Source organism: Sphingobium xenophagum, assembly GCF_031457465.1.
Classification (GTDB): domain Bacteria; phylum Pseudomonadota; class Alphaproteobacteria; order Sphingomonadales; family Sphingomonadaceae; genus Sphingobium; species Sphingobium xenophagum_A.
The window spans coordinates 151,096-173,391 of the sequence record NZ_JAVDWV010000011.1 but is presented as its reverse complement, the minus strand read 5'-3'; the positions used below and the strand labels follow the sequence as shown (position 1 = coordinate 173,391).

General features: G+C 59.7%; 26 protein-coding genes. 16 read left to right on the top strand and 10 right to left on the bottom strand.

The features are described from left to right. Positions 1-116: 116 nt before the first annotated feature. On the top strand, positions 117-524 hold the full coding sequence (locus J2W40_RS13200) for a DUF1636 domain-containing protein (protein ID WP_310225516.1): 408 nt from the start codon (positions 117-119) through the stop codon (positions 522-524). 417 nt (positions 525-941) lie between these two features. Here J2W40_RS13200 and J2W40_RS13195 read toward each other — a convergent pair whose 3' ends face one another. Then, positions 942-1,820 carry a hypothetical protein gene (locus J2W40_RS13195; RefSeq protein ID WP_310225513.1) on the bottom strand — a complete coding sequence of 293 codons (879 nt, stop codon included), beginning with the start codon at positions 1,818-1,820 and terminating at the stop codon, positions 942-944. A 79-nt stretch (positions 1,821-1,899) separates the two neighbouring features. Further along, positions 1,900-3,171, bottom strand: a complete 1,272-nt coding sequence (locus J2W40_RS13190; RefSeq protein ID WP_310225511.1) for a S8 family serine peptidase — start codon at positions 3,169-3,171, stop codon at positions 1,900-1,902. A 123-nt stretch (positions 3,172-3,294) separates the two neighbouring features. Here J2W40_RS13190 and J2W40_RS13185 point away from each other — a divergent pair, with 123 nt between their 5' ends. Both J2W40_RS13185 and J2W40_RS13180 read left to right on the top strand, forming a co-directional pair. Then, positions 3,295-3,783 carry an RNA polymerase sigma factor gene (locus J2W40_RS13185; RefSeq protein ID WP_310225509.1) on the top strand — a complete coding sequence of 163 codons (489 nt, stop codon included), beginning with the start codon at positions 3,295-3,297 and terminating at the stop codon, positions 3,781-3,783. Continuing rightward, positions 3,780-4,472, top strand: a complete 693-nt coding sequence (locus J2W40_RS13180) for an anti-sigma factor (protein WP_310225506.1) — start codon at positions 3,780-3,782, stop codon at positions 4,470-4,472. The genes J2W40_RS13185 and J2W40_RS13180 overlap by 4 nt, the downstream gene beginning before the upstream one ends. 72 nt (positions 4,473-4,544) lie before the next feature. On the opposite strand, the gene J2W40_RS13175 is transcribed toward J2W40_RS13180, so the two are convergent. The 5 genes from J2W40_RS13175 to bcsS form a co-directional block, all read right to left on the bottom strand. Next, positions 4,545-4,808, bottom strand: a complete 264-nt coding sequence (locus J2W40_RS13175; RefSeq protein WP_310225502.1) for an Hpt domain-containing protein — start codon at positions 4,806-4,808, stop codon at positions 4,545-4,547. A 5-nt stretch (positions 4,809-4,813) separates the two neighbouring features. Beyond that, a complete protein-coding gene (locus J2W40_RS13170) occupies positions 4,814-5,176 on the bottom strand; it encodes a response regulator (protein ID WP_310225500.1) in 363 nt (120 codons plus the stop codon). Beyond that, positions 5,173-7,656 (bottom strand): CHASE3 domain-containing protein, encoded by a 2,484-nt coding sequence (locus J2W40_RS13165; protein ID WP_310225498.1) that lies wholly within the window; start codon positions 7,654-7,656, stop codon positions 5,173-5,175. The genes J2W40_RS13170 and J2W40_RS13165 overlap by 4 nt, the downstream gene beginning before the upstream one ends. Continuing rightward, the gene (locus J2W40_RS13160; RefSeq protein WP_310225496.1) at positions 7,653-8,447 is read right to left on the bottom strand and encodes a glycoside hydrolase family 16 protein; all 795 of its coding nucleotides are present in this window, start codon (positions 8,445-8,447) and stop codon (positions 7,653-7,655) included. The genes J2W40_RS13165 and J2W40_RS13160 overlap by 4 nt, the downstream gene beginning before the upstream one ends. A gap of 96 nt (positions 8,448-8,543) precedes the next feature. Further along, positions 8,544-9,203: a cellulose biosynthesis protein BcsS gene (gene bcsS / locus J2W40_RS13155; RefSeq protein ID WP_310225494.1), complete on the bottom strand. Its 660-nt coding sequence runs from the start codon at positions 9,201-9,203 to the stop codon at positions 8,544-8,546. Positions 9,204-9,432: 229 nt separating this feature from the next. On the opposite strand from bcsS, the gene J2W40_RS13150 reads away from it, so the two are divergent. Genes J2W40_RS13150 through J2W40_RS13140 form a run of 3 tightly spaced genes read left to right on the top strand, consistent with a single transcriptional unit; the run spans position 9,433 to position 11,421 of the window. Next, a complete protein-coding gene (locus J2W40_RS13150) occupies positions 9,433-10,656 on the top strand; it encodes a PP2C family protein-serine/threonine phosphatase (RefSeq protein WP_310225491.1) in 1,224 nt (407 codons plus the stop codon). Next, positions 10,653-10,988, top strand: coding sequence for an STAS domain-containing protein (locus J2W40_RS13145; protein WP_069064209.1), 336 nt, complete (start codon positions 10,653-10,655; stop codon positions 10,986-10,988). Before J2W40_RS13150 ends, J2W40_RS13145 begins: the two co-directional genes overlap by 4 nt. Continuing rightward, positions 10,981-11,421, top strand: coding sequence for an ATP-binding protein (locus tag J2W40_RS13140; protein ID WP_310225489.1), 441 nt, complete (start codon positions 10,981-10,983; stop codon positions 11,419-11,421). The genes J2W40_RS13145 and J2W40_RS13140 overlap by 8 nt, the downstream gene beginning before the upstream one ends. Here the strand turns inward: J2W40_RS13140 and J2W40_RS13135 are convergent. Beyond that, positions 11,354-11,857 carry an SPOR domain-containing protein gene (locus tag J2W40_RS13135; RefSeq protein WP_310225486.1) on the bottom strand — a complete coding sequence of 168 codons (504 nt, stop codon included), beginning with the start codon at positions 11,855-11,857 and terminating at the stop codon, positions 11,354-11,356. The two genes, J2W40_RS13140 and J2W40_RS13135, sit on opposite strands and share 68 nt — an antisense overlap. Next, entirely contained in the window at positions 11,854-13,662 is a 1,809-nt protein-coding gene (locus J2W40_RS13130) for a glycosyltransferase family 2 protein (protein WP_310225484.1), read from the bottom strand. Before J2W40_RS13130 ends, J2W40_RS13135 begins: the two co-directional genes overlap by 4 nt. Before the next feature lie 525 nt (positions 13,663-14,187). Between J2W40_RS13130 and J2W40_RS13125 the strand changes: the two genes are divergently transcribed. The 3 genes from J2W40_RS13125 to J2W40_RS13115 are packed head-to-tail and all read left to right on the top strand — an operon-like array spanning position 14,188 to position 16,215. Next, positions 14,188-14,601, top strand: coding sequence for an MbcA/ParS/Xre antitoxin family protein (locus J2W40_RS13125; RefSeq protein WP_310225482.1), 414 nt, complete (start codon positions 14,188-14,190; stop codon positions 14,599-14,601). Next, positions 14,595-15,320, top strand: a complete 726-nt coding sequence (locus J2W40_RS13120) for an RES family NAD+ phosphorylase (protein WP_310225536.1) — start codon at positions 14,595-14,597, stop codon at positions 15,318-15,320. The genes J2W40_RS13125 and J2W40_RS13120 overlap by 7 nt, the downstream gene beginning before the upstream one ends. 16 nt (positions 15,321-15,336) lie before the next feature. Then, positions 15,337-16,215 (top strand): 3'-5' exonuclease, encoded by an 879-nt coding sequence (locus J2W40_RS13115; protein ID WP_310225480.1) that lies wholly within the window; start codon positions 15,337-15,339, stop codon positions 16,213-16,215. An 87-nt stretch (positions 16,216-16,302) separates the two neighbouring features. Here J2W40_RS13115 and J2W40_RS13110 read toward each other — a convergent pair whose 3' ends face one another. After that, positions 16,303-16,626, bottom strand: coding sequence for a hypothetical protein (locus tag J2W40_RS13110; protein WP_310225477.1), 324 nt, complete (start codon positions 16,624-16,626; stop codon positions 16,303-16,305). Between the two features lie 976 nt (positions 16,627-17,602). On the opposite strand from J2W40_RS13110, the gene J2W40_RS13105 reads away from it, so the two are divergent. The 7 genes from J2W40_RS13105 (at position 17,603) to J2W40_RS13075 (ending at position 22,104) form a co-directional block, all read left to right on the top strand. Beyond that, on the top strand, positions 17,603-18,364 hold the full coding sequence (locus J2W40_RS13105; RefSeq protein WP_310225475.1) for a LuxR family transcriptional regulator: 762 nt from the start codon (positions 17,603-17,605) through the stop codon (positions 18,362-18,364). A 134-nt stretch (positions 18,365-18,498) separates the two neighbouring features. Beyond that, complete coding sequence (locus J2W40_RS13100; RefSeq protein ID WP_310225473.1) at positions 18,499-19,113, top strand: acyl-homoserine-lactone synthase; 615 nt, start codon at positions 18,499-18,501, stop codon at positions 19,111-19,113. Between the two features lie 11 nt (positions 19,114-19,124). Continuing rightward, positions 19,125-20,024 carry a phytanoyl-CoA dioxygenase family protein gene (locus J2W40_RS13095; protein ID WP_310225470.1) on the top strand — a complete coding sequence of 300 codons (900 nt, stop codon included), beginning with the start codon at positions 19,125-19,127 and terminating at the stop codon, positions 20,022-20,024. Between the two features lie 44 nt (positions 20,025-20,068). Then, positions 20,069-20,494 (top strand): MarR family transcriptional regulator, encoded by a 426-nt coding sequence (locus J2W40_RS13090; RefSeq protein ID WP_310225468.1) that lies wholly within the window; start codon positions 20,069-20,071, stop codon positions 20,492-20,494. Positions 20,495-20,525: 31 nt separating this feature from the next. Then, positions 20,526-20,750 carry a hypothetical protein gene (locus tag J2W40_RS13085; protein ID WP_310225465.1) on the top strand — a complete coding sequence of 75 codons (225 nt, stop codon included), beginning with the start codon at positions 20,526-20,528 and terminating at the stop codon, positions 20,748-20,750. Next, entirely contained in the window at positions 20,747-21,184 is a 438-nt protein-coding gene (locus J2W40_RS13080; RefSeq protein ID WP_310225462.1) for a TA system VapC family ribonuclease toxin, read from the top strand. The genes J2W40_RS13085 and J2W40_RS13080 overlap by 4 nt, the downstream gene beginning before the upstream one ends. Further along, positions 21,184-22,104 (top strand): nucleotidyltransferase and HEPN domain-containing protein, encoded by a 921-nt coding sequence (locus tag J2W40_RS13075; protein WP_310225459.1) that lies wholly within the window; start codon positions 21,184-21,186, stop codon positions 22,102-22,104. Before J2W40_RS13080 ends, J2W40_RS13075 begins: the two co-directional genes overlap by 1 nt. The last annotated feature ends 192 nt before the right edge of the window (positions 22,105-22,296 follow it).

Genomic DNA, 22,296 nt, shown 5'->3' with positions numbered 1-22,296 from the left:
ATCCTGCTGCGACAATTTGTCCGCTACGCCCTGATCCTTGGCGGGTTGCGCCTGTTCCAGCTTCTGCTGGAAAGTGGCGGCCTTCTGCGGCGCGACCTACAGGCGGCTGCCTGACCATGTTGCAAGCGGTCAAGGATGGGCCTGCCATCGTCGCCTGCAACAGTTGTCGCTTCTCTGCCGAGGAGCGACAGGACGCTGACGGCATGGTCGGCGGAGGGCGGTTGGTGGCGGCGCTGCGCCGGGTCAAAGCCAGTTCCGACCGCTATGATGGAGTGGACGTGCAGGAGATGCCCTGCCTGTTCGCTTGCAAGGATCATTGCACCATCCATCTGCGTGCGCCGGGCAAGATCAGCTATGTGCTCGGCCGGTTCCTGCCCGATGAAACGGCGGCAAGGGCCATCCTCGACTATGCCGTGGGTTATGCACAAAGCGAAGATGGGCAGGTGCCCTATGCGCAATGGCCCGACGGGGTGAAGGGTCATTTCATCACCCGCGCGCCGCCCATTGGTTTCGTCGCGACATAAACCACCCGCGCATTTCAATGCTCCAACAGGGTATTGTTCGAAAACCGGTAGTATGGCGCCGCACGATCAAGCGCAGGCCGGTGAGATTACCTTCCGCCGGGGCACCGATACACTCACAGGCAACCAGCCGCCTGCTGTATCGCTCGCTGCAGCGATCGCGTTTTGGCTATGAACGATTCTCAACCCAAGTTCCCGTTTAACAAAAAGTGCCAACGCACTTCCGAAAACGCAATAGATGCGCCGTTCAGCCTTAAAATCACGTTCCCCGACAACGGACGCTCGGCCTGCTTCGTTGCCGTAAGATTCGGCTGTATGGCAATTTCCCGATTGCATCGCATCGCTGAGGCGACAGTCCTTCTCAAAAATAGAGGCGCGCTCCGAGCCTGGTGCGCGCCTCAGTCTTATCCTGGAGGTTTCTTACTTGCTCGACTGTGCCTCGCGGCTGCCTGTGCTCCCGGCGGCGGGTTGAGCGGCAGCGGTCTTTTCCTGCTGCTTGGCTTCCTTTTTCACTTCTGATTTGCCCATACCGGAGACGAGCGCATCGCCGCTCCCGGAAAAGTTTACCGCAGGAAGCGTTGCGGTGCGATTGCCGACATCGACCAACACCTGTTGAACGACACCCGTGCCGCTGGCGCGGACATCCTGAACAGTGCCGATCACGCGGCCCCGAACGTCCTGCACGGCCATGCCCGGTTCGATGGCGAACATGCTCGCGGCGTTCGCGGCACCCGACCCGGCAAGCGCCAACTGGCTCAGTCCGCCCTGCGCCGAACCTGTGCCGTTCGCGCTGCCTGAGGCAGCGCCTGACGCGGTGCCCGCCGGGTTCGCGGCTCCTGAGACGGCATTTCCTGCGCCATTCGCGGCACCGCGGGCCTTCCCTGCGGCCTGGCTCGCCGTGCTGTGAACCCTGCCCGCCGCTTGCCCTGTGGTATCGCGGACAAAATCGGTGCCGACAGCCTGAATCTCGGCACTGCCGCCAGCCGACCCCGAAGCGCTGCCACCGATCGCGCCCGACATGGTCTTGTCGATGATGTTCGCGTCTCCTGCTGCTGAACCATTGGCGCTGCGGGTAGCCCGTGTATCGACCTTGGCCGATCCGCTACGGCGATCCACGCTGGGGTCGATGCGAGTTTCGCCCATGGTGCTTCCCATGCCGCCAAGCGAACCGGTGACGCCGCCGATCGTACCGCCCAAACTGCCGCCGAGGCCGCCACTCCCTCCCAGAAGCTGCGCCGATGCGGGTGCCGCTATGGACATGGCAACAAGGATGCTGGTGGTTGTCAGAAAGCTCTTCATGTCAAATCTCCCAAATGCACTGCGGTCGGGAGGACAACGGAGGCCAGTCGGAATTTAATCCCGGCCAATCCGAAAAACTTCAGGGTGTTCGGCATGCGCCACAAATCAGGCCACGACCGTAGACGTTGTCCGTGCCTTTGGCACCAAGATCGCGCGCTTCCATATCGAGCGCCTTGATCGCCGCAGCGCGGCGTGCAGGGACAGGTGCCGTATAATGCTGTGCAAGCCGCGCCGCGACCAGAGGGGAGGCAAAGGAAGTGCCCCGCACCCGGACAGTCTTTCCGCCTGGTGCGGCAGCCAGCATATCGGCTCCGGGCGCAGCATAATCGAGATGCAGGGCGCGGCTGGCCTCAGGCAAAGCGCGCCCTCTTCTGTCGACGCCGGTGACCGCAATCACACCCGCATAGGATGCAGGATAAGACGGCGGCGCGGCCGGACCGTCATTGCCGACAGCCGCGACGATCATCAGCCCCTTGGCCTGCGCGCTGGCAATCGCTTTGCCGAGCAGGGGATTGGCTGGACCCACCAGACTGATCGTAACCACGGGCACGGCGCGCTGCACGAACCAGCCCAGCGCCCGCGCAATCGCGGTAGCGTTGCCACCTGCCGGATCGCTACCATAGACGTCGGCAACGAGTAGCATTTTGCCCGCCGCTGCGCCGCGTACCATACCCGATCCTATCAGCAGCGATGCGATGGCTGTTCCATGAGGGTTGGCCGAGGGCGCACCCCTGGCAAAGCCCTGTGCCTCGATAGCGCCCGTGATTGCGGGATGCGCGCCGACACCCCCATCGATCATGCCGATGGCCGGTCTGGCGACGGTGCGGGTGGATGCCCGCGCCCCGACTGCCATCTGCTGTGCTGGCATTCCGCTTTGTACATAGAGGTTGTCCGCACTGATATCGGCAGTCGGCAGCAACTTGCGCAAGGATTTTATGGCGTGACCAAGTGTTTGGCCTTTCGGCACAGCGAGGCGTGCGACATCGATGTCGATCCCTTCGATCGTCTCGCGATCCAACAGCGCAAAGCCTGCCTGACCGGCTGTGGTCACATCCTCCGCGCTGGCGTCCATTACGATCAGCACGCCACTGACGGCCGGATTACGCTGCTCATCGAAGGCGATGCTGCCGCGACTGGTGCGGACGAGTGCTTCCAACCGGTCCAGCCTAATCTCCGTCAGGCGTTGCGTCAGATCACCGACCGGCAGCTTGTCAAGGTCCGTCCGGGGCAGGCTGTTCAGCGTGCGCCCTATAATGCCGACTGGCACCACAAGTTGTGCCGCCAGCATCGCGGGAACTGTGCCCGCAACGCACAACAACATATATTTGAGCATGGGGGAAAGCGATTTCATGTCTCCGGCATAGCCTTTGCCTTGCTCAAGGGAAAATATTTGTGGTCATGTTTACGTCTTGGGGATGAAACGGCCGGGTTGGTCCGTTTCATCCCCGGTAAACAACGATTGGAAAGCGGCCTGATGGCGTTCGAGCGCGATTTGCTAGCACTGCTCCCAAGGCTGCGGCGCTTTGCGGCAAGCCTATCCCGCAATCCGGCGGACGGCGACGATCTGTGTCAGGCATCGATCGAGCGCGCGCTCAAATCCCGCGATCATTGGCAGGCAGGAACGAGACTGGATAGCTGGATGTACCGGATCATGCGGAACCTGTGGATCGATGAAGTACGCGCCCGCACGCGGCGTAGCCAGACCTTCGTTGCAGAAGAAGGGGGCCTTGCCGTCGGCAATGATGGCGACAAACAGACCGAGATGGCGGTCGAAATCGGCAATGTGGGGCGCGCTATGGAGAAGCTGCCCGCTGAGCAGCGCGAGGTGATTGCGCTCGTTCTGGTGGAGGGTTTTGCCTATAAGGAAGCTGCCGAGATCCTCGATATTCCGATCGGAACGCTAACATCGCGCCTGTGCCGGGGACGGGATGCCCTCATGGTTCATCTGGGAGAAGCCGCGTGAAGATCGACCGCGAAACGCTGATGGCTTATGCCGATGGCGAACTTGATTACATGAGTGCGAAGCGTGTGGAAAGAGCGATGGCGGCGCAGCCAGAGCTTGCCGAACAGGTCGCGGCGCACCGCGCTTTGCGGACGACGCTGGCCAATCACTTTGCCCCCGTGATCGACGCACCGTTGCCCGAAAGGCTAACGACCCCGCTGGATGAAACTGTGGTGCGGCTCAGGGGAGCGCCCCAACGGCTGTTCTTTTTCCAGGTAAAGAGCCTCGCCGCTCTAGCGGCTGCGCTGGTGATCGGGCTGTTGCTTGGGCAGACGATACCTTTTGGCGGTTCTGAACCGGTGGGGAACCAGGAGGGCAGGCTGGTGGCGCAGGGTGATCTGGTCAGGGCATTAGACACGCAACTGGCCTCCACGCAATCCGGCGATGCCGCGACGCGGATCGGCCTGACCTTTAGGGATCGGGAGGGGCAGGTCTGCCGGACGTTTGACGGGGCCGCACTCTCCGGGATCGCATGCCACGTTGCAGGGAGATGGCACCTCAAGCGCACCAGCGCTCGCGAGGAGCAGGAGACGCCAGCCTATCGTCAAGCCGGCAGCGCGTACATGATGGAGGCCGCGCAACGCATGATGGCCGGCGATCCGATGGACGCCGACGCGGAACGCAAAGCGATGGATAGCGACTGGGAGTGAATGACGTCAGCTCACACCGTCGAGATCGATCCTACGACGCGATTGGCACATCTGCCTTTTGCCTCGCCATCATCAATTGTCGCTGGTAATCTTCCTTAACACACCCAGGAAGGCGAGGCGCGCGGCGGCTATCTGATCGCCGCGCAGCAGCGCGTCTTCCAGATGGGCGGCGGCTATACCCAATTCTTTCAAGCCGACCGTTCCTGCCATTCCGGCGGCGCGATGCGCCATATGCTGTAGATCCTGATCTGAGATGTCGTCTGCCTCGATGATTGCCAGTTCGGCGCGGCATCGCGCGATGAAGCGCGCGCGCAAATGCGCTAGGCGCTCATCCATTTCAGTCACAGGAATTGCCGCGCTTCGGCTGCCAGCGTCATCGGGTCGAATGGCTTTGCCAGTACGCCCGCTGCACCCAGCGCCAACAGGCTGGTAATGTCACGCTGGGAACTGCGCGCGGTGATGAAGACGATCGGAATATCGCGCGTTTCGGCCTGGTTCCGTAGAGCGTGCAGCGTCGCAGGGCCATCCATGCCCGGCATCATGAAGTCCAGCAGGATGAGCGCCGGTTGCCAGGATGCAGCAAGCGCCACGGCATCTTTTCCTGATGCGCATAGCCGCACCTCCAGTTCAGGGTCCAGGCTCAGCGCGATGTCGGCAATCTCACGAATATCGTCGTCGTCATCGACATAGAGGATGGATATCATCGCTCGGCCTCTCCATCGGTTTGCTGCCATAGATGATGGACCGTTCCTACCAACCGCTCAATAGGCGTCCGTGACTTAGTCAGATAGGCCTGCACCGACGCCGCGACATCTGGGTCGGCATCTTGAGCGGAGAAGATAATGACCGGGATTGGGATGCCGCCGGAGACTCGTAGGTTAGGCAACAGGTCAAGCCCGGATCCATCGGCCAAGCCTAGGTCCAATATGGCCAAATCGAACGCACGGTCGGACAAGGCGACTCGTGCGGCCTGGACGCTGGTCACAGACGTCAGGTTAACCTGACCTTCCAAAGCTGTCGCAACCACCCGCAGCACATCAGGATCATCGTCAACATGCAGGACATCTGGCTGGCCTGCACGTTCCCGTTGGGTTATCGTTTGACGGACAGCGGTAACAAGCTGGTCCAGCGGCACGGGCTTTTGCAGCCAATCGACGATACGTAATGCTTCCGCCTCAATCCCACCGTGACGGCTATCAGCCGAAATCATCAGTATAGGTATGTTCTCCATCCCCGGCTGCCTGCGCAGATTGCGAACCAGTCCGATGCCCCCCCCGCTGGGCAGGTTGGAATCGACCAGAACTACTCTGTAGCGGCGGGTCCGTGCCTGTTCCATCGCATCAGTCGTGCTATGAACGATATCGCAGGCCAAGCCAGTAGCCTCTAACGCCTTTGACATCTGCGCAGCCAGTTCAAGGTCACGTTCGCAGATCAATAGCCGGTCCACCGGACCTTCTGCTTCTTCCGGCCGCGCTGCAGGTAGGTCAATGTGAAACTGGGACCCCTTGCCCAATTCGGAATCGAAACTGATTTCGCCGCCCAGTTTGGTGACGATTTCCCGGACGATACTAAGCCCCAGACCGGTGCCGCCTTTTTGTCGTGTGTTGGATGAATCGGCCTGTGCGAACCGATTGAAGATGCGCGACCGAAACGCCTCGTCGATACCTGGTCCCCGGTCGCAGATACTGATCCTGTGCCGGTTCTTGTCTGACTGGGCTATGATATCGACCGTCTCGCCCGGCGGCGAAAATTTGGCGGCGTTGGAAATGAGGTTGGCTAACACCTGCATTAGCCGGTCGGAATCGGCCCACAAATAGGCATTGATCGGCACTGGTCCAAGATTGAGCGACACCTTGAACCGGTCCGCATAACCCCGATTCTGCTCGACTGCCTGCTGCAGGATCGCACCCAGATCAACATAGCTGTTATTGAACGTCATCTGGTCCGAATCGATCTTTTCGATATCCAGAATGTCGTTGATCAGGCGAACCAGCCGCTCGGCGTTATCATGGGCTATTGTGATCAGCCGCTGCGCGCGATCGGGCATCACACCGCCAGCACCGCCGACGAGCAGTCCCAGCGACCCCGCGATAGACGTCAACGGCGTCCGCAATTCATGGCTGACACTGGCGACGAATTCCGCCTTCAGCCGTTCAACGCGCTTGCGTTCGCTGATGTCGCGCGCCACCACCACATAATGGATACCATCGGCCAGCAAGACAGCTGTGACCGCAACATCACACGGGAAAACGGTACCATCTTCGCGGCGGCCCGGTATTTCCTGAAGATAGCCAGGCTCGCCTTCCACCAGCCGCATATTACGCAGATAGGTGGCGACTTGGCCGCGGGGCGGTGGATCGGCGAACAACATGCCGACATCGCGCCGCAGCAATTCATCGGCCGTGTAGCCATATATACGGCTCGCTGCCTTGTTGACTCCTTCGATACTTCCGCTGGGGTTAAGGATCAAAATGGCGTCCATTGCACCGTCGAGAATGGCCTCGCGTCGCCGCGAAAGATCGTCCAGCCGCGCGAGCGCGGCAGCGCGGGCGCGAAAGGCTCGGAAAATGATCAGTCCACTGATGCACAGTAAGGTGGTCAGCAGGCCCAGCAGCAGGAAACTGTGCAAGCGCAATTTGGATTGGGCTTCATCGGATTCTTTCGAGAGGATAACCAGGCGCCCCTCCTCCGCCCGTCGCAGCTGTCCAATTTCAGCACGGATGCCATCCATCAATCGTTTGCCGTCGCCACCGATCACCATTGCTTGCGCGCCGGCAAAATCATTATTTTGACGTAGCGCGATCGTGCGGGCGGAAAAAGCCAGCTTCTGCTGGGTTAGATCGCGCAGCCGCGTCATGTCGCTTCCAACTGCCGCTGGTGTCTGTAACTTCTCCACCTGCGCCAGCGTTGTGTCCATCTGTTGGCGGGCCTTCAGATAGGGATCGAGAAAGCTGGGATCGCCGGAGAGGAGATAGCCACGCTGCCCGGTTTCGATATCCTGATGTTCTGACAAAATGATCTGCAACATGGCGCGGCGCTGATAAGATAAGTCAACAACACGCCTTAATTCCTTGGCATCATTCGCCTGCACCATCATCATGGCCGCTACAAAAAAGATGATAATCGGAATGCTGATCGCCGCAATAATCGCGACAAGGCGACGCCACTGAAGGAAACGTATCATTCTGGCATTCCTTGATAGACCCGGACATAGTCGATTTCCAGCTTAGCAGGCAGGGCTGTTTCGTCGATGCCCTGCGCACCGCCCCATAGCCCGCCGATGGCCAGATTAAGGATCAGGAACATCGGCCGATCGAACTGCACGCCCAGTTCTGCCGGGCGGATGGTGAGCGTAGGCCTGTCATCCACCCCGATCCGGATGAGATCGCGGGTCCAGTGCAATTGGTAGCGGTGAAATTGCGTGCAGGCGTCCGCGATTGCGGTGGTGGCTGTGGGATGATCGCCGCGCCGGAAATTGCGTTCCGCAGTCTGGATGGAATGATGCACTACCCCGGCATCGCTCCCGACATGCTCGGCAATGTCGATTTCGCCACCATGCCAGCGGCCACTTTCCTGCGCGGGCAGAAGCCAGATGGCTGGCCATGTACCGCGTCCGCACGGCATGCGCGCATGTATTTCAAAAAAGCCGTAAGTCCAGCTTTGCTTCCCGCGCGTGATCAGTCGACCAGAAGTATAGGCCTGACCGCCCCAGTCGGAAAAGGCCGCGCGATCCAGCGTCTCGGCATGGGCTTGGATGATCAGCGCACCCTTCGTTACCCGCACATTGCGGGGACGACGGCGCGCATAATATTGCGCTTCGCCATTATACCAGCCCTTGCGATTGCGGTGCGTGTCATAGGCCCAACGACGCGGATCGGGTTCGACACCGCTATCGAACTCGTCGGCCCATGTCAGTTGATAGTGGGGCGGGACGGTCAAAGCCGCCGATGGCGCAGGCGATGGTCCGTCACGCATGGCTGCGGAAGGCTCGGGAACGCAGCCCGTCAGGAGCAATGGCCCGACCCAGCGCGCAGCGCTCCCATGACGGTGCAGCGCCAAGCCACCAGCAGCCTAAAAGACGCGGCTGACGCCTAGCGACGCATAGGGTCTCGCATTCCGCCCCGCCTGTTCGCTCGCGCCTGCGGAAACCTGCCCTTCCCATCCGCCACCCAACGGCGTGGCGACATGGGCACCCAGACTGGCGCGCGTATAGGTCGGATCGCCCTGTACTATGCTCTCTACACCGACACGCGTTCCGCTGCTGGCGCTGACCAGGCGGGTCAGTCGCAACTGCGCGATGTATGATTCGTTGCGCACGCCCCACGAACCGAACCATCCCATCCGCCATTGATTGCCCAGCGCACCGTCTGTCTGCAATCCTGCGTCGAACCGGGTGCCGCGCAGTTTGTTACCCCGATCATTCGGATCCAGGTCGGTATCTGTAATGCGCGGCCCGGCGGATATATTTGCCCAGCCCCAATCGCCCGACATTTGATAGACCAGCGCGATCTCTGCGCCGATATAGGTGGCTTCGATCCGCTCGCTGGTGCGATAGCGATATGTGCCACCATTGACGCCTGCCCGAACCGCCAGCCCGTTACCCAAGGAGTCGCCGGGCAGGGCCATCAGCCCGCCAACATAGCCGCCTGCCCCATCCCCAGCTCCGCCACCGGCATATAGTACCCCACGATCCTGAGCGTTGGCGGGGGCCATGCACGACAGCAGTGCCAAGCCGCATAAAAAGGATCGCGTCATTTAATAAAGGCTCCGAATGCGCACAGGACATCTGGCTTTCATCAATGATCATAACGACAAGGCGTGAAGGTGCGACAGCTTATTTTTGCTTAAGCATCGATTAGGCGTGTTTCTCACAAGATCAAGCGATTGAAGGCTTTTTTCCTGTTATGGTTTGCCAGCTAAGGTAAGGTTGGCCACCGTTGCAGACAGGGAGGCGACAAGGATGATATCGTCGGGATCCCGGCATAGCGAACGACCGCTCAACGTGCTGCTGGTCGATGATGATGATCTGTTCCTGGAATATTTGACCTGGGAATTGGAAACGCTCAACTGCACCGCGCAGTGCGCGATGGATGCGGAAAAGGCGCTAACGCTACTCCAGGACAATGTTTTCGACATGGTCGTTACCGACTGGCAGATGCCAGGGATGGATGGCATAGCGCTGGTAGAGCGTATCCGCGCGCTGCATGGCCGTGATCGCTTCCTGCACGTGGTCATGACCACCGCCAGGGGTGATAGCCAAACTATCCGCCACGCCCTGAACGCGGGCGTGGACGATTTTCTGTTCAAGCCCCTCGACCGCATCCAACTGGAACTGGCGATGGCATCGGCCCGGCGCAACGTTGCACTACATTACCGCTTGCAGCGTCGTAATCACCATCTGGCCGCTGCCAACGCCCGCACGCGGGAAGCCTATCGACGGGTCCAGGCAGATCTTGATGCCGCGGCAGCCCTCCACCGGCGGCTTTTGCCCGATCAGGACAGCCATGGGCCCTTGCAGGTGGCATGGACCTATCGGCCGGCCCAGCATATCAGCGGGGATACGATCGGCCTGATCCCTTTACGCAACGGCGCGCATCTTTTCTTCCTGGCTGATGTCCAGGGCCATGGCGTGCCCGCTGCACTGGCATCCTTTCATATCCATCACCGGCTCTCGCAACTCGCGCCCGATACGCCAGCCGCATTGTCGCAAGCGATCAGTGACCTCAATCGGGAAATTGAAGGGCAGCAATCGGAAAGCTATGCCACGCTGATATGTGGTCTGCTCTTTCCGCAAAGCGGCGAGAGCTGGATCATCTGTGCAGGCCATCCCCCTCCATTCATCATGCATCTGGAGGACGTCGCGCCGTTGGTGCTCGAAGGGACATTTCCGCTTGGCTGGTTCCCTGACGCCAATTTCGATCCCATGCCGTTCCAGCTTCGACCCGGTGACCGGCTCATTCTGTATTCCGATGGCGTGACCGAATGTTGCGATACACAAGGCACGATGTTGGAACAGTCGGGCTTGCGGGCCCTGCTCGACGCCGCCAGATCCTATCCGATCGACCAGATGGTGCAGCAGGTTGATGCCGCTTTGCGGACCAGGCGCGGTCCAGCGGGACTGGAAGATGATATCTCGCTACTCGCGCTGGAAATATCCACGAACCAAATACAGGGAACGGCATGACCATCATCACACTCGACGGCGACCTGGCAATCATCAAAGTGACAGCCGCCCGACTGGACGCTGCCGCCGGCCCCGCCTTCAAGGCCGATATCCAGGCGCAGCTGAATGGACGGGCCAAAAGGGTGTTGCTGGACATGGGCGACGTCAGCTTCATGGACAGTACAGGACTCGGCGTGCTGGTCTCACTCCTCAAGATGCTGGGAAAGGATGGCGCGCTGGCGGTGGCAGGGGCTCAGCCATCGGTGCGGCGTCTGTTCGAACTGACCCGGCTGGATACCGTATTCAGCCTGACGGATAACGTGGACTCTGCCAGGGCCGTGCTAGGTGACTGAGCCTGATATCGTCGAAATTCCGGCGCGGCTGGGCGCGGTGGCACAGCTTGCTGACCATCTCAAAGCCAGTTGTGCCGCTGCCGGGGTAGCGCCCCAGGCCGCGATCGACCTGGAATTGGCGCTGGTCGAAGCGGCCAATAATATCATCCTACACGGCTATGCCGGGCGCAGCGACGGAACGATCCGGCTGGCGGTGCGCCAAGGGCATGGAGTCGTGGAACTGGACCTGACCGACCTTGGCATTCCTATGGAGGATGGGCAGATGACGATGTGTCGCCCCTTTTCGCTGGAGGCAGAAAGCGGGCGCGGTATCCAGATCATCCAGTCCTGTATCGACGTGATCGACTATCATCGCAATGCTGGCGTCAACCGCCTGTCTTTGAAGAAGTTTTTTGATCCCTCCACACCAACCGGCAATCCCGCCCTTGGCTGACCAGCCGCTGGCAAAGCGGTGCCGCATCTGGCGCAGCCAATGGCCCCAGTTGCAGGCGATAGAGCGAGCGGAACGGTTCAATCCGCACGCCAATGTCGGCCGGGTCACCCAGTTCGCGCAGAACCTGCCGCCCCTCGCGCGCTGCGCGGGCCTCGCTTTGGTAGGCGCCGATCTGAACATAAGCGCGCTTTTTATCGGAAGCCCGCGGCGCAGCGCGGGATGCCAGCTTGCTCACCGAAGGTAATGGAGCCGGGGGTGTTGGGGTGCTGGGCGCAACGGTTGATATGGCAGGGGATGAACCGGACCGGGGCGTGCCGCCTGTTTCCTGTTCCAGCGTATCATCTTCGATGTTGACCACCAGCAGGCCACCGGCCGCTAGCACAAGCGCAAAAAGCAGATGACTTCGCCCTTTGCGCAGGCCGTCCCGCCAACTCATGCTTGATGCTCCGGTTGCCACAGCGCTGCGCGGACCATGATGGACATGGCGAGGATATTGTTCAGGCCCCACAGTCCGTTGGCGATCAGGCCGCCCGGCGTGTAGCTGCCGATGTCCAGCCGCCAAGCCAACGTTGCCCAAGCCAAGCCCAGAACGGTCAGGGTCATGATCGCGATTTGCGGCCAGACCAAGTGCAGGAAATTTCCATCCTGTCGTTCCTTGGGCGTTACCGGAAATTTGATCTGTTGGTTGCGTAGCACCGCCCACAAGGCACGCAGGGAAATAGGGAATGAAGCCAGATAGCTGACCTTCCCCTTATAGCCGGACATGCCCCATGTTCCTGCAAGAAACGCCAGCTCATTGGCAATCAGGAAAGGCAGGGCGTGGCGGAAGAAGTCGCCGGTATAGGCGCTCACCGGAGCGACACCCAGGAAAAGATACACCAGCGGCGCGAGCAGGAAAATGCAGTTCCACACCGCCCCCAGATAAGACCAGAAAGTGGTCAGATACATCAGCCTTTGTCCCAGCGACATGCCCGGTGCAATGACGGGATTGTCATGGAAGAATATGTCGAGGCTGCCGCCGGCATATTTGAACCGTTGGATGGTCCAGGTCAGCAAGTCCTGCGGAGAGAGCATCTTCGATTCTACCTGCGGATGCAGCACGGATTTCCAGCGACGATGTTGGTCCTGATGCAGGACGATGGACGTGTAAATGTCCTCCGACACATGGAATTTATATGGCGTGAGTTCTTCGGCTTGCGCCGCCTGCCAGCGCGCCAGCGCCTGGGCTTGGGCATTGCCGCTGCGCCGGGTCAGGCGTGCCAGGCGCGAACGGGTCTCGCCGCTTGTCTTGGCGACCGCATCGCCATAGGCCTTTAGCGCCACGAACATGATGGCCTCGCGCCGATGCAGCGATGCCGCGCCACAGCAGAAGGCGGCGTTAAACGCATTGCGCCGCCGCTGGATGATGTCGTAGAATAAGGCTGGGTCATTGGCAAAGGGGTCTTCGCCTACTCGAATTTCGCCAAAGATCCATTCGGTGGCGCTGCCCAGCCATCGTCCAGGGCGTCCTATGCGTCGCGTCATCCAATGGGTCAGGGTCTCGCCCTCGGGCAGGTCATAGAACCATTGCGGCGTCTGAACGAACGCCACGTCGGGGTCGCGGAAATAGCCCAGCGTCCGTTCCAGCAACGTGGGGAACGGCCGGGTATCCGCGTCGCAGATCAGGATGAAGTCACCGCTGGTATGTTCCATGGCGTTGCGCAGATTACCAGCTTTGAAGCCGACATTATTGTCGCGTGTTATATAGCCCACCGCCTCTTCCTCCGCGATGGCCTGCATGGTTGGGCGACGTCCATCGTCCAGGACATGGACATGCAGATCGATCGGGTGGGGGTAACGCATCGCCTTGGCATCGCGGATGCTAAGACGAACCAGTTCTTCGTCTTCATTATAGGTCGCGATGAAGACATCGACGGCCACGGGCCGATCTAGTCCATCGGAATCCGCCACGCACTGGTTGATCCCTTCCGGCGGCGGCAGGATAGGGAAATCTTTCACTTTCCAAAGATTGAGCGTGAACAGGATCAGCCCGAAATAGGCGCAGCTTTCCGCCAGCAGCAGCGGAACGGCGAACCACAAGGCATCCCAGTTGAGTGATTGAGTCCAGCGCCAGTGGATATACCAAGCCCCCAGCGCCAGGCTGGCAATTCCTAATATTTGCCAGATTTTCTCCCGCACAAGCGAATTGGGCAGCGGAGGAGGAGGGCGGCGATGCTCGAACTGGGTGAAATAAAAAGTCAAATCCGCCCTCTTCTGAAGGCCTTTGACGAGAATTTGTCCAAACTGGAATCGAGAGCTGCCATATTGATATCCTAGATTTTTGTTCCTCGGAAACAAGGATCGAACAAGGTTAATGAAATTATCATTATTTTTCACAATGTTGATCCGTGGGACGAGTGCTGAACTTCAACAGCGCGAACATTGGAAAGTAGGGAGAATAAAACATATCAAGAACGGCTTGCCGTGCCATTCACAGACGATGCAGCAGCGGTAGGCCGAAGACTCTTTTTGTCTCACCTGGGCAATCTTTGGGGTTTGCAGGCAGGTGCTGTCGTTCGATCATTCGCCCATGGTCGAGAAATGAATCAACGGAAGTGGATCTCGATTTAGTGTTGATGTTAAGCGGCGAGCTTGCGCTTTTGCAAGTGGCAGGCTTTCTCAAAGGGGCCCACTTCTAACGGTATTCATATTCAAAAACCTGGCAAGCAACATCTAGATATTGCCATTTGGCACTTTTATCCTATATGATGCCATATGGAGGCGATCATGAGCATGTTGCAACCCATCGAGACGGTCCCGGCGCCGTTCCGGCCTGAGCCTGTCACGCAGGATGAAGGCGGCGCGATGTTTCGTGCGGCCCTTAACCTGTTCGCCAAGTGGGGCGTCACGGACGAGCAGGCTGCTATGCTGACCGACATGCCGGTGCGCAGCTTCCGTCGCTGGAAGGCCGAAGGGCCGGGCCGCATCTCGCGTGACGGCCTTGCGCGCCTGTCCAACCTGATGGGCATCCACAAGGCCTTGCGGATCATCTTTCAGGAGCCACAGCGCGGCTATGACTGGATCAAGGCGCCCAACGCCGCCTTCGATGGCGCGAGCGCGCTGGCGGTCATGCTGGGTGGCGAATTGACCGACATCATGCGGGTGCGGCGCTATCTGGACGCGGAGCGCGGCGGCTGGTGACGGCGACTAATGGTCCGCCGTTCAACAGGGTCGAATGGGAGGGTGCGGTCAGGATCATCCGCAGCATCTATCCTCCCATTGATCTGTTCGAGGACATTGCGGACCCTGCCGACTGGCCCCTTCTCATCTCCGCCGAGCAGAAGACGAACCCGCGGATCATGACGTCGGTCGGCAATATCGATCTCGTCCCTCCAGCGCGACGGGTCGGCGGCATTGGCGCCTCCTATCTCATGGCCTCATTCACGCATGTTAGTCCCGATCGACCAAGCCGGTTCTCTGCCGGACATCATGGCGTGCTCTATGTTGCGCGCAGCTATGAAACCGCGCTGTTCGAGACGATCCATCATCATGCCCGCTTCATGGCCCGAACGGCCGAGCCTGCCGGATGGACATCGCAGTTTCGGGAAATCATTCTGAAGGTCGATGCCGATTTGCATGATCTCCGAGCGGATGCAGCAGCATTCGGCGCCTGCCTCGATCCCGACAGCTACGAAGCAGCACAGCAACTCGCCGCGACGCTGCGCAATTCAGGCTCGGACGGTATTGCCTATCCAAGCGTCCGGCAGGCCGGTGGAGAATGCGTCGCGCTTTTCTATCCGGATTGCGCCTCGAGCCCTGTTCAGGGTCGGCATCTCGACTATCACTGGAACGGCAAGCGGGTCGATCTTGTTCGGGATGCAGGAAGCGGCGCTGTGTTCAGGGTGGTAGAGGCCGCATGACCCGAGCGCCCACCAGATGAATGACACTGCAAACGATCGCCACGCGCAGGCGGCCCGCCTGTTGAGCACGCATCCAGATTATCGGGTGCAGCGGCGCCTAGGCCCCATCACGCATTTCCATGCAGCAAGTCCTGCGGCCTCCAGCCGTATCGGGGTTGCGATCGACGTGGAGACGACCGGGCTCGATCGAGAGACTGACCGGATCATCGAACTGGCTATCCAACGTTTCCGGTTCGATGAACGCGGGCGCATCATCCAGGTCGGGGTGCCCCGGGTCTGGCGCGAAGATCCCGGCATACCGATCGATCCGAAAATCACCAGCCTGACCGGTCTCACTGATGCGGACGTTGCGGAGCAGCAGATCGACGAACCGGTCGCTATCGACATTCTCTCCTCCGCCGACATCATCGTCGCGCACAATGCCGCCTTCGACAGACCATTCGTGGATCGTCGCCTGCCTGCCATCGCTGGCAAGCCCTGGGCCTGCTCGATGGCGGAGCTGGATTGGCTTGGGCTCGGATTCGAGGGGCGGGCCCTTGCCCATCTCGTTTCGCAATGCGGCTGGTTTTATGAAGGGCACAGGGCCGAGAATGACATCCTGGCGCTTCTGTACTTGCTCTCTCACGGCCTGCCGGACGGAGAGACGATCCTGCCAAAGCTGATCGCCTGCTCGGAACAGCAGACCTACCGGGTGAACGCCATCGACGCGCCTTTCGATTCCAAGGACCGGCTGAAATCTCGCGGATATCGCTGGGATGCCACCATGCGTTTCTGGTGGAAGAGCATCGTAGAGCTGGACCGCGACGCTGAACGCGCCTGGCTGATGAGCGACGTCTATGGCGGATATGGGGAACCCGCCTTCCTCCCCATCACGGCTTGCGAGCGCCATCGCTGAACTTCCCGATCATCAGTAGCAATGGGACATTGCGCACGGACTCAGAGAATCTGGATCAGGCCAGCTGATCCTTGAGCTGGCCTGCTGTCAAGCCGCCCAACGATCAAGCTCGGGAAACAACGGTACGGCTGGCGGCAGGCCGGGCTCCACCACATTCGCGTCGAACGTCGCGACAGTCAGCCATTCGACTCGGGCAGCATTGCCTTCGAATCGGACAATGCCAGCGCCGTCGCGTGCTACCTCCCATCGACACTGCATGCCTTCATCATAATAGCCCATGAGCAAAGTGCCGTCGCTCAGACCCACCAGAAACCGCTCATCTTCGTCATAGGGCACCGTCAGCACCGTCTCGACATCGCCGGAGACCCGCAGGCGTACGCTATCTGGAATTGGAGTGATCGAAACGCACATCGCAAAATCCCTCTTTCCTACATGAGAACATATAGCGAACATATCGAGCAGGAAAGGAGTCGGCAATGATGATAATCGACGGATCATTTCTTCTCGGGATCGCGGCGGTGCTGACCAGCATCGCGACTTTGTGGCGCAGCCTAAAAAGGGCGGAAATAAGGATCAGGGGCGGTCGTCCGACTCGCCGCTCAACGACGAGATCGGGCCGTCGCCGGTTCAGGCTGTCTCATTTGGCGTGCCTGTTGCCGGACGATCTAGCTTCGAGCGCAACCGCGCCGTCACCGGCGCGTTCGATCCACTCAAGGAAAGAATATATGACATTGGTCCTTGCGTGCCCCAAGGCAGCACAGCACCCCTATCCCGCACACCCAGCGCCCCGTGCCGAAAGGATACAGGAAGATGCGCCTTCTACGCGCATCTTCCTGCGATCGCGCTATTCTGCTGTAGTCCGGCACCTGTCTGTGGAGACATGACGGAACGGGAGCTGCGAGGGCTGCTGCAGTTCTCTATCCAACTTGGTGGCGCAGCAGCCATTGCCGCCCTCGAGCCCCCGCTACTACCTAAAAAATTCCTGGCAAGAAGTCGGAGCCGCCAAGATAGGCGGTCCATCAGTGATGAGAATGCCGACCTGGCATCATCGCGAAAATCGTTGCCCAGACCCATCACCCAAATCGCAGCACCGTGCCTTGTGTATCGGGGCGGGCGGCCCCGTTGAAGCGCGCTTCCTGCCGAAAGGATGTTGCGTCCAAGCCACGCCTTCGATGACAAATTTTATGGAAAACATTTCGGTTTCAAACCGACTTGGCACTGACGTCGCCGCTGTTACTCTACTCCCGTTCCGCTGAGCAAAGTGACCCCGGCTCTCCTCCATGGCCGGGATGGGCAGCAGCCCGGCAGTGAGCGGACCAATGCGACAGGATCGCGTCGTCAATTTGGACAGTGTCGCCGACAGGCCAACCCATATGAGGAGAAAGTCATGTATATGTCACCGCGTCTTGCAACCTTTGTAGACGACTGCAGGGAAGTTAAGGACGAATTTGCGCTCAAGGCGCTGCTCGGCGAGGCAACGCCATCGTTGGGTTTCGACCAATTCGCCCTCGTCAATCATGTGGATCTAATCGGTCCGCCCCACGACACGATGGTCATCACCAGCTACCCTGAAGGCTGGATAGAGCGATCCCTGCTACGCAATTATTATGTCGATGACCCCGTGCATGCAGCCAGCACTAAAACAGTAACGGCCTTCCTGTGGAGCGTCATACCCGCCATGATCAGGATGACGAAGCGACAACGCCACATCCTGGAAGAGGCCAAGCCATTCGGTTTGCGCGAGGGCTTGACCATCCCGGTGCAGGCGGCCGGCGAATATAGGGGAAGCTGTTCGTTCGCAGGACGCGAGACGGTCAGGCCCACCGCCGACCTGTTCGGGGCGGCTCAAGTCATCGGCATGTTTGCGTTTGAAGCGGCGCGCCGTCTGCAGCGTGCGCGATGGGCACCTGGGACGAAAACGCCCGACATTCCCGCGCTCAGTCAGAGGGAGCTTGACTGCATTGCCCTGGTGGGATGCGGCAAGGGCAATGCCGAAATTGGGGGCATCCTCAATATTTCACCGAACACGGTCCGCCAATATATTGAGGATGCCATGCGCAAATATGATGTCTACAAGCGAACCGAGCTGGTCGTGCGCGCCCTGTTCGACGGACAGATTTGCTACCGCGCCCTCAATATCAGAAGGTAGATTTCCCAAAGCCGCACGCTTTGCGTGCGGCACTATCTTCGCTCCCCCGCTCCCCGCCATCCCTCTTTTTGGAGGAATTGTTCCTTCGTCCCTGTTGCGCGACGCTGACTTGCCAACAGGACAAGGGAGCCGATATGATGCAAATCATTCGAGGCGGGAGCCTCCAGGAACACACCGTTCTTCGATCTATGTATGAGGCGCGCAAGCGCGTCTTCATCGATCTGCTCCGCTGGGACATCCCCGTCCTGGCCGGACGTTATGAAATCGATCAGTTCGATGGTCCATCGACCATCTATCTGATCGCCGCCGAGCGCGACGGCACCCATCTGGGATCGATGCGGCTTCTGCCCACCAGCGGCCCCAACCTTCTTGGCGATATCTTCCCTGAACTGTGCGACCGGGCACCGCCCGCGAGCCCGACGATATGGGAGATATCGCGCTTCTGCCTGTCTCGCGATTTGCGCGCGGCCGAGCGCCGCCAGGTCCGCGATCATCTTGTGACGATGGCGGCGAGCTTCGCGCTCAAGGAAGGCATCGAGAGCTATTGCTGCGTGGCCGACATGCCTTGGTTCAGCCAGATCTTGTCCTTCGGGTGGGAATGCCGTCCGCTAGGTCTTCCAAGGACGCTGGCCTGCGGCATGCTGGGTGCGATGCAGATCATCATCTCGGAAGACACGCCCGCGTTGATGCAAGCCGCCGGCGTGTGGCGCCCTGCCCCCGTTCAATTCGCCGCGGCTGCCGCCGCATAGGAGAAACGACCATGGCACATTTACCCGACATTCCATGTGCAGAGTTTCACGCCGATCTGCTGCTCGACCAGGGCTATTGCATCATCCCGCAGGCCATATCACTGTGCGAAGTTACAGCCCTGGCAAACGACCTCGCCGACGACTTTAGCGCCACCCCGCTTGCGGCGGGGCCATTTTACGGCGACGATACGAAACGCTTTGGCAGTCTGCTCAGGCGGTCAGGCCGGACAAGGGATTTCGTCCAGCACCCCATGATCCTCGATATCGTGCAGAAGGCGCTGGGTCCCTGGTGTGATCATTTCTCGCTCAACCTTACGCAGGCGATTGAGCTGATGCCCGGTTCGCGAAAGCAGGTGCCACATCGCGACCAGGATATGTGGCCATGCAGCCGCCTGGTCGATCCGGCCCTCGGGGTCGAGTTTCTGGTCAATGTAATGTGGCCGTTCACGCCCTACACGCAGGAAAATGGCACAACCCATGTCTGGCCGGGCAGCCACCGGCGCTGCAGTGAGGTTCTGATCGATCCGCACGAATCCATCATCGCCGAGATGGAACCAGGCGCGGCGCTCCTGTTCTTGGGCTCCACGCTGCATGCCGGCGGCGCCAATCGTTCTCTGGTGCCCCGCCGCGGCATGATCATCAGTTACACACTGGGGTGGCTTAAACCTTATGAACTGCAGTGGCTGGCCTACCCGCCGGAAGTCGCCCGCACCTTCGATGCCGATCTGACAGATTTGCTGGGCTACCGCATTCATCGGCCTAATCTTGGCAACTATGAGGGGCGCTGTCCTTCATCGCTGTTGCGCGACCCGGAACAGCATGCCGGCGCGATCGACATGCTGGCCCCCGAGCAGCACACGCTGATCGACGCTTTTCGCTCTGGCGAATTGTCGGCGCCGATCACCGGATGAACAAAAACAGGGATAGATATTCGCATGCATCGACAGGGGAAAAAATGCGACACGAGGACGACGATGTGGAAGGAGCCGCTGCGAGACGGCAGCATAAGCGGCTGGAGACGTGCCGGGCGCTGATCGAGGAACGTCGTCTGATCGAAAAGAGCTTGGGCAGTCACCTGTGCACCAATCCCAACTGGGACATGCTGCTCCATTTGTACCAGGCCGAGCTGGAAGGTTTTGCGGTCTATCAGTCCGCCCTCTGTACGGTCGCCAATATTCCCCATTCGAGCGCGCATCGGTGGACCGCCAATTTGGCCGGACGGAGGATATTGACGCGCCGTCCCGACCCGCGCGACAAGCGACGGATCACGGTGCGGCTGGCACCGCCTATCAAGGACGCCTTAGACCATATCATGGATGGGGCTCGCGCGGCGGCCGCCGCATTCGTCCATCGTTGCGTCGATGATCCAGATGCCATATGATGCGTGATGCTTAATGCGTAAGGATGATGCGATGCGGACGACCCTAGTGATCGATGATGATGTCATGGCGGCGGCGCGCGCGATCGCCGATCATCAGCATAGTTCGATCGGGCGCGTCCTGTCGGATCTCGCTCGCAAGGCGCTCCGTGCGCCCGAAGCGACGCGCACGCGGAACGGGATCAGTCTCTTGCCGACCAAGCTTGGGGTTGTGGTGACGCAGGATATCGTCAACGCCCTGCGTGATGAGGCGCCATGACTTATCTTCTGGACGTCAACATTCTTGTCGCACTGATCGACCCCAACCATGTCGGCCATGAAGCGGCGCACCGCTGGTTCGAAGCGGAAGGCAGCAAATCTTGGGCGACTTGCCCTATCACCGAAAACGGCGTGATCCGGATCGTCGGCAATGTCCGCTATCCCGCAACGCCGGGTTCTCCGGCCGAGGTCGCGACGATCATGGCCCAGATGTGCAGGCTTCCTGGGCACAGTTTTTGGCCGGACGATATCAGCCTGCTGACCGCAGACCATGTCGATGCAAGCCAGATCCTGACGTCAGCGCAGGTGACCGACACCTATCTCCTTGCCCTTGCGGTCGCCAACGGGGGCAAGCTCGCGACTTTTGATCGCCGCCTCACGCCCAAGGGGGTGGCCGGGGGCAAGGACGCGATCCACCTCATTGGACATCAGTGATGCGTACCAACCTTGACCACCTGCCAGCAGCCAAGCAGCGAGAGCTCGAAGAGGTTGTGCGCATCTTGTTCGCCGAGTTTCGGGAGGCGACCGAGAATGCGACGGGCCGCAAAAAGTCGGCCCGCATCCTCAAGATCATCCTGTTCGGCTCCTATGCCCGGGGTGATTGGGTCGATGCGCCCTTCGATGCCAATCAGTATAAATCCGACATGGATATCCTGGTCATCGTCAACCAGAAGGAACTCGCCGATGTCGCTGCCTATTGGTCGGTCGCAGAGCAGCGCCTGATCGACGCCTATCTGATCGAGAAGCGTATCAATACGCCAGTGCATTTCATCGTCCATTCGCTTCAGCAGGTGAACCAGGGTCTCAGCCATGGCCGGGTCTTCTTCATGGAAATCGCCGAACAAGGCATCGCCCTCTATGAAGCAGACGACCGCGAACTGGCCAAGCCCAAGCCCAAGACACCGTCGGAAGCAGCGACTGCGGCGCAGGACTATTTCGACGATTATTTTTCTGAAGCGATGCAAGCATTCGAGGTCGCGAAGTTTGGTGTCGAAAAGTCATTCGTCAGAAAGGCGGCATTTGATCTCCACCAGACCGCTGAGCGTCTCTATCAAGCTATTCTACTTACACTCACCTTCTACACGCCCTACGACCACAATATTGCCTTTCTTCGCGCGCAGGCTGAGAGCAGGCACCCTAAGTTGTTTGATATATGGCCAAGGAACTCCCGCAAGGATCGGGCGATGTTCCAGAAGCTCAAGGATGCCTATGTGAAAGCGCGCTATTCCAAGCATTATCAGATCGATTCAGAAGAACTGAACTGGCTGGCTGAGAGAGTAGAGGTTCTGGGCCAAATGACACATTCCATATGCACAGCCCATATCGCAAAACTGAGAGAAAAGGCGGCCCATTGACGCTGTCGGACGGTATTTCTGCGCAAAGAATTCCACAGCGGAATGACCAAAGATGGGACTTTCGCGACTGTCGGCTTTGGAGCAACCATCAGGGGATAGCCGACGTTCCCGGCTTAGCGGTGCTGACGTCAGTGGCGTCATCGTAAATCGCGTTGCCTTTAATCCGGCTGTGCCAGCAATAAGATTGGTTGG